The 12,541-nt window shown below is 56.9% G+C and carries 12 protein-coding genes; 5 read left to right on the top strand and 7 right to left on the bottom strand.

Annotation, left to right across the window (positions count from 1 at the left end; all coding sequences use genetic code 11):
• Positions 1-19 precede the first annotated feature (19 nt).
• From ACR3EH_RS01765 to ACR3EH_RS01750, 4 genes are all read right to left on the bottom strand, one after another.
• On the bottom strand, positions 20-1,327 hold the full coding sequence (locus tag ACR3EH_RS01765) for an HlyC/CorC family transporter (protein ID WP_171182885.1): 1,308 nt from the start codon (positions 1,325-1,327) through the stop codon (positions 20-22).
• 62 nt (positions 1,328-1,389) lie between these two features.
• Positions 1,390-2,346, bottom strand: a complete 957-nt coding sequence (locus ACR3EH_RS01760; protein ID WP_171182887.1) for a site-specific tyrosine recombinase XerD — start codon at positions 2,344-2,346, stop codon at positions 1,390-1,392.
• Between the two features lie 2 nt (positions 2,347-2,348).
• A complete protein-coding gene (locus ACR3EH_RS01755) occupies positions 2,349-3,869 on the bottom strand; it encodes a hypothetical protein (RefSeq protein ID WP_171182889.1) in 1,521 nt (506 codons plus the stop codon).
• The gene (locus ACR3EH_RS01750) at positions 3,859-4,008 is read right to left on the bottom strand and encodes a hypothetical protein (RefSeq protein ID WP_171089619.1); all 150 of its coding nucleotides are present in this window, start codon (positions 4,006-4,008) and stop codon (positions 3,859-3,861) included. The genes ACR3EH_RS01755 and ACR3EH_RS01750 overlap by 11 nt, the downstream gene beginning before the upstream one ends.
• Before the next feature lie 79 nt (positions 4,009-4,087).
• On the opposite strand from ACR3EH_RS01750, the gene ACR3EH_RS01745 reads away from it, so the two are divergent.
• A complete protein-coding gene (locus ACR3EH_RS01745; RefSeq protein WP_171182892.1) occupies positions 4,088-4,675 on the top strand; it encodes a shikimate kinase in 588 nt (195 codons plus the stop codon).
• A complete protein-coding gene (aroB, locus tag ACR3EH_RS01740) occupies positions 4,675-5,787 on the top strand; it encodes a 3-dehydroquinate synthase (protein ID WP_171182894.1) in 1,113 nt (370 codons plus the stop codon). The genes ACR3EH_RS01745 and aroB overlap by 1 nt, the downstream gene beginning before the upstream one ends.
• Before the next feature lie 9 nt (positions 5,788-5,796).
• Here aroB and ACR3EH_RS01735 read toward each other — a convergent pair whose 3' ends face one another.
• Both ACR3EH_RS01735 and ssb read right to left on the bottom strand, forming a co-directional pair.
• A complete protein-coding gene (locus ACR3EH_RS01735; RefSeq protein WP_171675523.1) occupies positions 5,797-6,867 on the bottom strand; it encodes a site-2 protease family protein in 1,071 nt (356 codons plus the stop codon).
• A gap of 18 nt (positions 6,868-6,885) precedes the next feature.
• Positions 6,886-7,374: a single-stranded DNA-binding protein gene (gene ssb / locus ACR3EH_RS01730; RefSeq protein ID WP_171174437.1), complete on the bottom strand. Its 489-nt coding sequence runs from the start codon at positions 7,372-7,374 to the stop codon at positions 6,886-6,888.
• A 203-nt stretch (positions 7,375-7,577) separates the two neighbouring features.
• On the opposite strand from ssb, the gene ACR3EH_RS01725 reads away from it, so the two are divergent.
• The 3 genes from ACR3EH_RS01725 to ACR3EH_RS01715 all read left to right on the top strand — a co-directional run bounded on the left by ACR3EH_RS01725 (position 7,578) and on the right by ACR3EH_RS01715 (position 10,331).
• A complete protein-coding gene (locus ACR3EH_RS01725; protein WP_171182898.1) occupies positions 7,578-8,156 on the top strand; it encodes a lytic transglycosylase domain-containing protein in 579 nt (192 codons plus the stop codon).
• Between the two features lie 96 nt (positions 8,157-8,252).
• Positions 8,253-9,215 (top strand): LuxR C-terminal-related transcriptional regulator, encoded by a 963-nt coding sequence (locus ACR3EH_RS01720; RefSeq protein ID WP_171182900.1) that lies wholly within the window; start codon positions 8,253-8,255, stop codon positions 9,213-9,215.
• A gap of 129 nt (positions 9,216-9,344) precedes the next feature.
• Complete coding sequence (locus ACR3EH_RS01715; RefSeq protein WP_171182902.1) at positions 9,345-10,331, top strand: MBL fold metallo-hydrolase; 987 nt, start codon at positions 9,345-9,347, stop codon at positions 10,329-10,331.
• A gap of 120 nt (positions 10,332-10,451) precedes the next feature.
• On the opposite strand, the gene ACR3EH_RS01710 is transcribed toward ACR3EH_RS01715, so the two are convergent.
• A complete protein-coding gene (locus tag ACR3EH_RS01710) occupies positions 10,452-12,539 on the bottom strand; it encodes a dipeptide ABC transporter ATP-binding protein (protein WP_171089636.1) in 2,088 nt (695 codons plus the stop codon).
• Positions 12,540-12,541 lie beyond the last annotated feature (2 nt).

The raw sequence follows: 12,541 nt of genomic DNA, 5'->3' as shown, positions 1-12,541 counted from the left end.
CACCGGTTTCAGCTAAGGCTTAAAGCGGGCGTACTTTCAGTGCAGTGATGCGATTGCCTTCGCGAGCGGTGACCTCGAACCGGAATCCGTGGAACGAAAACACCTGACCCACGACCGGAATCATCTGTGCTTCGTGTATGACCAAACCCGCAAGGGTGTTGGCTTCTTCATCCGGCAAGGACCAGTCCAGCGCACGGTTGGCGTCGCGGATGGTCATAGCACCTTCCACAACGAACTGACCATCATCTGTACGGGTGACCGGCACCTCTTCTTCGATGTCAAATTCGTCTGCGATTTCGCCTACGATCTCTTCCAGAATATCTTCCAGCGTAATCAGGCCGCGCAAAGATCCGTATTCGTCAACCACCAGTGCAAAATGGCTGTGCATCCGCAGGAATTCACGCATCTGGTCGTCCAGAGTGGTGGTTTCCGGCACGAAATAGGGGTCATTGGCAACTTTACCGATATCAAAGCTGGCCAGACGGTCAGTGCCGCCATCGCTGCCACCGGCTTGCGCATACATGGCGCGGAACAAGTCTTTGGCGTGCACAACACCCACAATGTTCTCCGGTTCGTCCCGAAAGACGGGCAGGCGCGTATGTGGGCTTTCCAGACATTGCTTCAGGATCGCTTCGGGTGCGGCGTCGGCATCAATCATCTCGATGTTCGAGCGGTGCAACATGATCTCTTCCACCGCGCGGTCACCCAGATCCAGCGCGCCCAGAATTCGGTCGCGGTCTTCCTTTTCGACCACGCCTTCGGAATGGCCAAGTTGTAGGGCTCCGGCGATTTCCTCGCGCACGGCCAGAATGTTGCTATCGGGGTCGATCTGCACCCCAAACAGGCGCAAGACACCGCGCACCAGCAATCGCACAGCGGCAACGATAGGCGAAAACACCGTTACAACCACGCTGATGATTGGTGCAACCGCAGATGCAGCTTTTTCAGAATTGGTGATGGCGTAGGTCTTCGGCAGCACTTCGGCAAAGATCAAAACCAGCAAGGTCATCACCAACGTTGCCAAGGCCACGCCGCTTTCACCAAACAGTCGTGTGAAAAGTGCAGTCGCCAGAGACGCCGCCAGAATGTTGACCAGGTTATTGCCCAGTAGAACCGATCCGATCAGACGCTCGTTGTCATCGGTGATCTCGAGCGCCTTTTTTGCCCCGCGTGATCCTTTGTCGGCCTGCGCCCTGAGTTTTCCGCGAGAAGAGGCCGTAAGCGCTGTTTCCGAGCCAGAAAAGAAGCCGGACAAGACGAGCAAAAGGAGGATAGCACCAGAGGTAAACCAGAAAGTGCTGTCGATCAGAGAAGGTGAGGGTTCCATTGGTCCTTGAGAGTTAGAGTTCTGCATCCGTTATGGGGATGCCACCCCGCCGGATCAAGGGCTTAGCCTTCGTCTTTCTTGGGGTCTTTGCTCAGCGGGTGATGCTGCAACACCAGTTCCGCCAGACGTTCGTCCAGAACATGGGTGTAAATCTCGGTTGTTGCGACGTCGGCGTGACCCAACAGGGTCTGGATCGAACGCAGATCAGCGCCATTGGCCAGAAGATGCGTGGCAAAGGCATGTCGCAATGTGTGTGGCGTGACTTTTTCGGGTGAAACACCGCCGTGTACGGCCAGTTCCTTGACCAGCAGAAAGAACCTGTGTCGCGTCAGATGGCCCGATTTTCCGCGCGAAGGGAACAAAAAGCGGGACCGTTGGCCACCTTTCTCCACGGTCTGCTCTTCGGCGTCGTCGCGCACGGTCAGCCAAGCGGCCAATGCATCCCGCGCGGGTGGGGACAGGGGCACCATCCGTTCCTTGCCGCCTTTGCCCAGCACCAGCAGCATACGCGGATCGCCGCGCGCCGAAGAGACGGGCAGGGACACAAGCTCGGTCACGCGCATGCCGGTCGCATAAAGCAATTCCATCAAACATGTGTTGCGTACGCGGTCCGCCTGGGTGCGTCCGGTTTGCCGTGCGGCGTCCAGCAGCCGGTCCACCTCGGGCACATCCAAAGTTTTTGGAAGACGTTTCTGCCGCCCCGGACCTTTGATCTGAATGGCGGGGTTCACGTCGCGCCAACCTTCCTCAAAAGCAAACCGATAGAGTTGCTTGATGGCCGACAAGCGCCGTGCACGTGTTGATCGGGACAATCCCTGGGCATCGCAGTCGATCAGGTAGGCTTCGATCTGATCACGGTCGGCCTGTTCAAACCCGGTCGCTCTGTGCTCCAGCCAAGCAGCAAGATCTTTTAAATCACGACCATAAGCCAGCAACGTGTTTGTCGCCGCGCCAAGTTCAGCCGCCTGTGCTTGCAGGAAGGTTGAGATCCAAAGCTCGTTAGATGCCGGACCGTTCATGGTCACTGCTCTTGCAGGATCAATAGTGTCAGGGCGGCGCGGCGGGCTGTATCCTCTAACCCCACCTTTCTAAAGGTCGCGATTGCTCCGGTTAGATCCACCAGATTACCGCGCGCGCCATGGGCAAACAGTTGCATTGCTTCCAAAATGGCCTCGCCCAACTGACCGTTGGACAGCAGTGTGTCGATATCACTGGGTACGGGTGCCGACCATTCAAACCCTTGTGCGATGGCATCTGCCTTGGGTGAAGGCGATACGGCGCGGCCAGGATCGCCCTGGGCAAGCGCAGCCAGAAACAAAGTGTCGGTCGAACTGTCCGGTGTCGCAAGGGCGGCGCGTTCGTACATGTCCGATAACATCAGGATGCGCCATCGCAGGTTTTCAGTCGCGGGCACTGGTAAGGAAACCTGCGACAAGCGTTCTGCGAAAAGCTCTGCAAAGGGAACCTCAAGGCCCACACTGCGCATTTGTTGCCAAACAGCAGGCAGTGTTTTTCCGATGGCGTCCGCGTTGCCCGTGTCCAACGCGCTTTCAAACCGTTGTACTGCCGAAACTCGGTCCCAGACAGCGCCAGATGCGGCGGGATCCCGTTCGGTATAGAGGCCCAAAAGCTGATTTGGGGTCAAAGCGCCAATCCGCGTCAGCCGTTCGGCGGCTTCGATCTGGGCTTTCCAGCCTGCAACGTCACGCAGATCTGCATTTGCAAATGCACGAGGTAAAGGTGCCGATGGCAGGCGTTCTCCGATAGCCTCGAACAGGCGGAAATTCAGCGGGTCGGGGGCCTCGGGTTGCGGCAGATATGCCGCGTCTTCGTACAACTCGGGGCTGAGAAACCGATCAAGAACCGCCAATTCTTCTGGTGGAAGAAGTTCAAGCGCATGTGCGGCTTCCAGAGTCAGCGCTGCGGACACCCAATCCCCGCGTCGGGCTTTGCAAAAGATCTGCGCCGCATAGTCCCGCGACAGATGCGGTTCAGCAATAAGCGCAGTGCAACTGCGGTCTTCATCGCCGGTCAGCAATGTCGCGTCAAACCAGCGTTGAAACCGCTCTTGCGTGTCCGTCGGCCCAGCCAATTGCACAAGCGACTGCGCCGGATCTGCAGCACCCAGTTGCATCAGCCGATCCAGACGCGCCAACAGCAAAACCTCTTGCGCGTCTGACCCGGATGGGGCGCGTGTTTCTGACAAAAGCAACGTGAACAACAAGCGCTGCATGGCGGGGTTGTGACGGACCGGGGTCTTGGCAATCAGGTCAGCCAGACGCTTGGGATCACTGCTTTGCCAAAGATCAATCGGAAGGCCGGTCACAGATGATGACACAAGACCGAGCGGACGCGACAAGGCTTCCAATGAAGTGACTTCGATATCCGGCAACGCGCCGTTCTGCGTCACGGGCGGTTCCAACAAAACAGTTCCAGGCAGGTTTTCAGGAGGATTTGTCAGCCATTCGATGGCCGACAAAGGGTCCTGTGCCTGCGCCGATCCTGCCAGAAAGACGGCGAAAAGCGCCAGTTTAGTTGACATCCAGTTCGACCGGTTCGCGGATTTCACTTTGAGGCGCCGAAAAATCCGCGCCGAAGAACGGCCCGACATAGGCATAAGCCACCAGCCCAATGAAACCCAGGCAAAGAACATATATCACGAATTTGATCAGACGGCCCATGGCCCCACGCTGCCTCAATTTTTGATTTTGGCCAAGTTATAACTGGCATTTTTCCCAAGATCACGTCATTCACGGTGAAATGAGCGAAATTAAGCATAACACGCACATCTCGGACACACAGGGCAGATTTCATCTGCACAAAACCGTGGTTCTGGTGGGGATGATGGGGGCAGGTAAGACCGCTGTGGGCCGCGCCTTGGCCGCGCGCCTTGGCGTTCCGTTTCTAGACAGCGACGCTGAGATCGAATCAGCCGCCAACATGACCATTCCGGAAATCTTCGAACGGGATGGCGAACCCTTTTTCCGTGCGAAAGAAACGCAGGTTATCGGACGTCTTCTGGACGAGAAAAAGGGCATCCTGTCCACCGGAGGAGGGGCGTTTCTACAACCTCAAAATCGCCTTGCAATCAGCCAGAAGGGCGCTTCGGTCTGGCTGCGGGCCGATCTGAACGTTTTGTGGAACCGGGTACGCCACAAAGACACGCGCCCGCTGCTGCGAACGGCTGATCCTTATGCGACACTAAAGGCTCTCTACGAGGCGCGCGTGCCCGTTTATGCCGAGGCGGATTTGATCGCAGAGTCGGATGGCGAAACCTCGATCGAAAATATGGTGGACAGGGTTGTCGACGCTTTGCTGGCGCGCCCCGATGTTTTGGAACAGAAGTAATGCATCAAACAGTACATGTGGACCTGGGCGACCGTTCGTATGATGTTGAAATCGGGCCGGATCTGCTGGCGCGGGCTGGCGAGTGGATTTCCCCACTATTGCCGCGCCCCAAAGTCGCTGTCTTAACCGATGAAAACGTGGCTGACCTGCATTTGGACGCGTTGCGCGCGGGGCTCAGCGCTGCGGGGATCGAGATGACCGCGCTGGCTTTGCCCGCTGGCGAGGCCACAAAAAGCTGGCCACATTTCGAACGCGCCGTTGAATGGCTCTTGTCCGAGAAAGTCGAACGCCGTGACGTGGTTGTGGCTTTGGGTGGTGGTGTCATTGGCGACCTTGCAGGTTTTGCTGCGGCTGTTCTGCGCCGCGGGGTCAGGTTTGTGCAGATCCCCACCTCGCTGCTGGCACAGGTCGACAGCTCGGTTGGGGGCAAAACCGGGATCAATGCGCCTCAGGGTAAAAACCTGATTGGGGCGTTCCATCAACCTTCACTCGTTCTGGCGGATACATCGGTTCTGGGGACCATGACCCAGAGGGATTTTCTGTCGGGGTATGGTGAGGTCGTGAAATACGGTCTGCTGGGTGACGCGGAATTCTTTGACTGGCTCGAACAAAACGGACCAAGTGTGTCCGCCGGAGACATGGCGGCACGCGTGCGGGCTGTCACGCGTTCTGTGCAGATGAAAGCCGATATCGTTGCGCGGGATGAAACCGAACAGGGTGATCGTGCTTTACTGAATTTGGGGCATACATTCTGCCACGCGCTTGAGGCGGCAACAGGGTATTCCGACCGGTTGCTGCATGGCGAAGGCGTCGCCATCGGCTGTGCGCTTGCGTTTGAACTGTCCTCGCGTCTTGGCCTGTGTTCGCAGGAAGACCCAAGCCGGGTGCGGGCGCATCTGCGTGCGATGGGGATGAAAACCGATCTTGCCGATATTCCGGGTGATCTACCAAGTGCCGACGCGCTGGTGGAACTGATGGGGCAGGACAAGAAGGTTGTGGACGGGCAATTGCGCTTCATCCTCGCGCGCGGCATCGGGCAGGCTTTTGTTACGTCTGATGTTCCGAAAGACGCTGTTCTGTCAGTCCTGTCAGACGCTTTGGCGACGGTGTGAAACAGGGCCCTAGCGGCCCTGAATCACCATGAGTTCACCGATATTCTCACGGGTGATATAGCCCACCATGCGCCCGTCCTGCGTGACAACTGCGATGGCCGGAGCGCCTTTGTGAAGATGCTCCAGCACCTCTTCGAGCCCAGTGGTCAGGGCGACTGAGGGAATATCGGCATCCATCACCGAAAGCGCAGAGGTTGATCGGGGCTGATCGCTGGCCAGGGCGGCGAACAAGCGATTCCGAGTTACGAAACCCAGCAGGCCACTATCATCCTCCAGGACAGGAAATTCGTGCTGTGTTGTATGAATGACGGCTTGCGCCGCCGTGCTGAGCGTGTCGCTGGGGGATAAGGCGTGAAACTCGGTGATCATCGCATCCCGGGCCAAGACGCGGCGGGCGGCGGACCGCAATGCAACATCCTGGCTTTCTGCGTTGGCTGCGATGAAAACGAACACCGCAATCAGGACAAGGATGGGGTTTGCGGTGCTAAGACCAAGAAAGCCAAGGCCGATGGCGACGATCTGGCCACCTATTGCGGCCAAACGCGTTGCCTTGACCCGGTCCATGCGCAGGCACAGCAGAGCCCTGAACACCCGCCCCCCGTCCATGGGAAAGGCGGGTATCATATTGAAAGCAGCCAGCAGCAGGTTGATATAGGCCAGCCTGTCCAACAACCCTGTGCCGGGCGCGTCTATTTGCGAAAAAGTTTCAAAGGGCGCCCCCGCGCCAAGGGCAACAAGCACGATCCAGATGACGATATTCACGGCAGGGCCCGCAAGCGCCACATAGACCTCTTGCATCGGTTTTTCCGGCATGCGTTCAAGCCGGGCCAACCCACCGATGGGCAGCAGAGTAATGTCAGGGGTTTTGATACCATAGCGCCGGGCCATGAGAGCATGGCCAAATTCATGCGCAACCACACAAGCAAATAGCGCAAGCACAAAAACAAGGTTGTCGATGGCCGCTGGAAGACCGCCCACGGAATAGGCTGCAAAGCCGACCCAGGCCAACAGCAGAAAGAAGGTGACATGGACCCTCAGTTCGGACCCGAGCAACCGGCCGAGAGAGAAGGACCATGTCATGTTGTATCTCCGTTTCGTTTAGAACGGAATCTCGTCGTCGTCGATTCCACCCGATGCAGGCGCTGGTGAGCTGGACGGGCCACCGTAAGGGTCGCCGTAGCCACCGCCAGCTTGGCCGCCGCCATAACCACCGCCACTGCCGCCGCCACCTTCGCCACGGCTGTCCAGAAGGGTCAGTTCACCGCGATAGGGGCGCAGAACCACTTCGGTCGAATACCGGTCCTGACCGGACTGATCCTGCCACTTGCGGGTTTCCAGCTGACCTTCGATGTAGACCTTGCTGCCCTTGCGCAAATATTGCTCGGCAATGCGGGCCAAAGGCTCTGAGAAGATGGCGACCGAATGCCATTCCGTACGTTCGCGACGCTCGCCTGTGTTGCGGTCTTTCCAGTTTTCCGAGGTTGCAATGCGCAGATTGCACACTTTGCCGCCGTTCTGAAACGACCGAACCTCGGGGTCGCGGCCAAGATTACCTACCAGAATGACCTTGTTGACTGAACCCGCCATGTAATTCCTCGTTCTGTTTCGCGTATATGCGCCGAATCCGGCGCGGCTTGTTTCGTGAGACCCTATACGGCCTGCATCGTGGTTGGAACACAGTTGATACAACAGTGTTCAACAAGAGTCTTACTTTGATGTTTACCAAGCTTTCATTTTTGTCGGGAATACCTATACTCCCACTGGTTTCTGATCGAGCAGGATTGTCATTGATGCGTTCTTGGGTTGCTGGGTTTTCTGTTGTCTGCCTTGTGCTGGCTGTTGCGCCTGTGCAGGCGCAAACGCTGTCTACCAAAAGCCGAAAGGATATTTTCCTGAAGCAATCCAAAGTGTTGGATTCGCGCGCAGCCACGCAGTATCGGGATTCTGAGCGTCTCAAGCCCAAAACCTCGCGTGCGCAAAGCAGCAAGCGTTATACCGGCAAGTATCGCGGCCAATATCTGGATCTGGCGCGTCAGGCAGCCCGGTTGCACAACATCCCCGAAGATCTGTTTCTGCGGCTCGTGCAGCAGGAAAGCGGTTGGAACCCGCAGGCGAAATCTCACAAAGGCGCGCTGGGACTGGCGCAGCTGATGCCTCAGACCGCCGAGCTTTTGGGGGTCAACCCACACGACCCAAAGCAAAACCTTGAGGGTGGGGCGCGTTATTTGTCGTGGCAGTATCGCAAGTTCAAATCGTGGCCGCTGGCCCTGGCCGCTTATAACGCGGGTCCAAAGGCGGTCGAAAAGCATGGTGGCATACCGCCATACAAAGAAACCCAGAACTACGTGAAGGTCATCTGGGGCGGATAGGCATGATGCTGCGGCGCAGAGGGCGCGTTTCTTGATTCTCTGCATTCGGACCAACTAACCTGATCGGGTATCGCCCAGTCACAACTGAGGTCCGCCGTGCCCACTGATCATCCACAGATTCCAAAGGAAACGCTGGCCAACTGGCAACAATTGGTTGATCTGGTGGCCGAGTTGGCAGACGTGCCTGCAAGCCTGATCATGAAGACCGATGCGCCGGATCATGCGGTTCTGATTACATCGGACCATCCGGAAAACCCCTATCCGGTTGGGATGAGTTTTCAGTTGAATCCCAAGCTTTATTGTCAGGGTGTGCTTCAACGGGACGGAGAGCTGGTGGTCGAGGATGCCTCCTGTGACCCGGTTTGGTCCGATAACGAAGACCTGGAACACGGGATGACGTTCTACATTGGGCTGCCGTTGAAGTGGCCCGATGGATCGGTGTTTGGCACAATCTGCGTTCTTGATCGCAAACAAAACCGCAGGGCGTTGTTGTTTCGCGAAGGGTTGACCCAGTTTGCGCGCATGGTCGAGTCAGATTTGGCTTTGTTGCAAGAGGTTTACCTGCGTCGCGCGCTGGAAGAAAAGCTGAACGAAACGCTGGCGCAACTTGAAACCCGTGTCTCGGACCGCACCCGCGAGTTGCAGGAAACAAACACCGCATTGCGGGTATTGCTGTCCAGTCTGGAGGATGATCGAAAAAGCCGCGATCTCGAGATCGTTGAACAGGTCCGTGGCCGGGTTTTGCCGTATCTTGAGAAAGTGCGCGCGCAACTTGCCGATGACGAGGCACAGAATGTCTATCTCGATCTGGCTGAAAAAAACCTGAGCGAGATTACGTCGTCTCTGTCCGACAAACTAACGGACGCCTTTGCAGTAATGACCCCGACCGAGATTGAGATTGCGCAGATGGTCATGTTTGGAAAAACAACCAAAGACATTGCCAAGGCCCTGTCCCGAGAGACGTCGACAATCGATTTCCACCGCAATAACATCCGCCGAAAGCTGGGTCTTGAAGGGCGCGACCAGAACCTGCGAAGCCATCTGCTCTCGATTTCGTGAACATCGAATATGGGGAACGCCCCCATATTTCACCCCTATTTTTTCAGTCTGAGCCAATATGCCTTGGCTTGTTACGCTCTGTCATGAGGTGCGGACGAACTGCACACATCCAACAGAGAGGAACATCCCATGGATCGCAAAGATCTGAAGCCGACCATCATGAAAGGGGACAAGGATCACCTGGCACCGGGGCTTTCACGACGGTCGTTCTTCATGGCGGCAGGCGCTGCTGGTGTTGGCGCGACAGCTTCTGTTCTGAGGGCGAACCCAGCCCAAGCGCAATCACAGGCGTGGTTGCAGCCGGGGAACAACAACCATGTGATCGACCTGCAGGGGACAACCGGGCAGGCCAGCACCGGTGCGGTAGGTATCGATTATTATGGTCATTGCGCTATCAAGATCACATCCCCCAATGGGGCGACGGCTCTGTTCGATCCCTGGCGTGACGATCCGTCGGGTGCGTGGGGTTTGTGGTTCCGAAACGAGTTTCCTCAGATCCCTGTGGATATCACTCTGTCGACGCACGCGCATTTTGACCATGACGCAATTGAACGGCCAAGTTCGACCATGGTGCTGGACCGGATGGTAGGCAATTTTGAATTCGCCGATCTCAAGATCACCGGCTTTGCAGACAAGCACGCCTGCGTTGCGCCCGGGTGGTACGATTGGACCAATGCGCTGGCCGAGTTCGGGGCAGAAGCCTGTCCGCCGAACAATGTGGGCCACATGGATATGGTGGTCTATCTGGTTGAAACCGGCGGAATTCGAACGCTGATATGGGGCGACAACCGTCACAACCCGCCGCAGGAGTTCTGGGATGCCATCGGACAGGTGGATGTTCTGACGCTGCCAGTGGACGGATCTGAACATATCCTCAGCTTTGAGCAGGGCAATGATATTGTGTCTAAGCTCAAGCCTAAGGTTATCATTCCTACCCATTACCTGAACGAGGTCACCTCTTACACACTGACCACGCTGCAATCGGCGGACGATTGGGTGAAAGGGCAGCAAAGCTATAAAATGCTCGAAAGTGCCAGCTTGCAGCTTGAGGCCGGTGACGTTGCCGGAATGAACCAAGAGTTCATGCACTTCGGAAACAATGTCATGACAGGCTGAGGACACACCGGGAACCGCCACTCACGCATATTCCTATGCGCCGCCTGTCTCCCCGCAAAACGCGGCGCCAACAGAAAGGGCCGGTCATTGACCGGCCCTTTCTAAGTCTGATTTGCAAGGTTACTCTGCGGCGACTTTGATCACCGGCTCCATCTTCGCCAGAATGTCTTCGGTTAGATGGCATTTCACCTGATGCCCATCCGCGAGGGTCTGCACCGGTGGCACATGAGATTCGCAGCGTCCATCCGGCACTTCGGACTTCCAGCGGCATCGTGTCTGGAACGGGCAACCCGGGGGCGGGTTCATGGCAGAAGGGATATCGCCTTCCAGAACGATATGCTGTTTCTCGATCGAGGTATCCGCAATGGGAACCGCACTCAGCAGCGCCTCGGTATAGGGATGATAAGGTGGGGCAAAAACCTGATCGGTGGTGCCCAGCTCGACCACATGGCCCAGATACATCACCATCACCCTGTCGCTGAGGTAACGCACAATGGACAAGTCGTGGCTGATGAACAGCAAGGTGGTTTTGTGCTCGCGCTGGATTTCCATTAGCAGGTCGGTCACGGCCGCCTGCACCGACACATCCAGGGCCGAGACCGGCTCGTCCGCTACCACGATGCGTGCATCACCGGCAAACGCGCGCGCGATACCCACGCGCTGCTTCTGACCACCCGACAACTGACGCGGCATCCGGTCTGCAAAGGCACGTGGCAGTTTCACAAGATCCAACAGCTCCAGCATCCGCTTCTTGCGCTCTGCCTCAGAGTTTCCGACGCCAAAAATCTCTAGCGCGCGAATAATCTGACGCCCCACGGTCATCGATGGGTTCAGCGTGTCGAATGGGTTCTGGAACACCATCTGAACTTCGCCAACGGTCTTGGCATCCCGTTCCTCAATGGGCACCTGTTCGATATTGCGGTTGTCCAGAAGGATTTGACCGTCCGTAGCTGTTTCAAGCCCCATCAGTACTTTGGCGAAGGTAGACTTGCCGCAGCCGGACTCGCCAACAATCGCAAGCGTTTCGGACTCGTGGGCTTCAAAGCTCAGCGTCTCGTTGGCCTTAACGACCTTCGTTTCGCCGCCGCCAAACAGAGCATTTGCCGCAACCTCGTAGTATTTCTTAAGGTTGTCCATCTTCAGAACGGTCCGGCCAATCTCACCTTTCTCTTTCTGCTCACCCACGGTGATTGGTGCGTTCCAGTCGATTTCCTGGAATTTCAGACAGCGTGTGTGGTGCCTGTCGTTTCCGGGCACAGCCTCCATCAGAATGTCTTTCGCGTCGCAGCGCCCTTCTTCGAAATAATCGCAGCGCGGCCCAAAGTTACAGCCTGGAGGCCGCTCATGGGGCAGAGGGAAGTTGCCGGGAATGGCTACCAGTGGGCGAGAGTTCTTGTCGGCACCCGGCAAAGGGATCGAGCGGAACAGCGCTTGCGTATAGGGGTGTTGCATCTCGTCAAAGACGTCCTTGATCGAGCCGCGCTCGACCGCTTCACCCGAATACATCACGCAAAGACGGTCACAGGTTTCCAGCACCAGACCGAGGTTGTGCGAAATGAACAGCATCGACGTGCCGTACTTTTTACCCAGGTCCTTGACCAGTTCGACCACCGCGGCCTCAACAGTCACATCCAATGCCGTTGTAGGCTCGTCCAGGATCAGCAGCGCCGGTTTTGACATCAGCGCCATCGCAATAACGATCCGCTGTTGCTGACCACCTGAAAGCTGATGCGGGAAAGAATTCAACATACGCTCCGGGTCAGGCAGACGCACATCCGTCACCACTTCCAAAGCCCGTGAATAGGCTTCTTCCGCGCTCACGCCTTCGTGGATCATCGGCACTTCCATCAGCTGTTTGCCGATTTTCATCGCCGGATTCAGCGAGGCCATCGGTTCCTGATAGATCATCGCGATTTCATTGCCGCGAATGTCGCGCAATTCTTCCGCCGACATTTCCGCCAGATCCCGACCTTTGAACTTGATCGTACCACCCACGATCCGACCGTTTTTGCCCAGATCCTGCATGACACCCAGCGCAACGGTTGATTTTCCGCACCCGGACTCGCCGACCAATCCCACAGCCTCGCCGGGCTGCACACTGACCGAGAAGTCCATCACGGCGGGAATTTCCCGCAGGCGGGTAAAGAATGAAATTGACAGCTTGTCGATCTCCAGGATCGGGCCGTCATATTCCGCCATCTTGCTCATTT

Source organism: Ruegeria sp. BG7 (genome assembly GCF_056535685.1).
The sequence above is the reverse complement of the archived record's forward strand: the minus strand, read 5'-3'. Positions and strand labels throughout refer to the sequence as shown.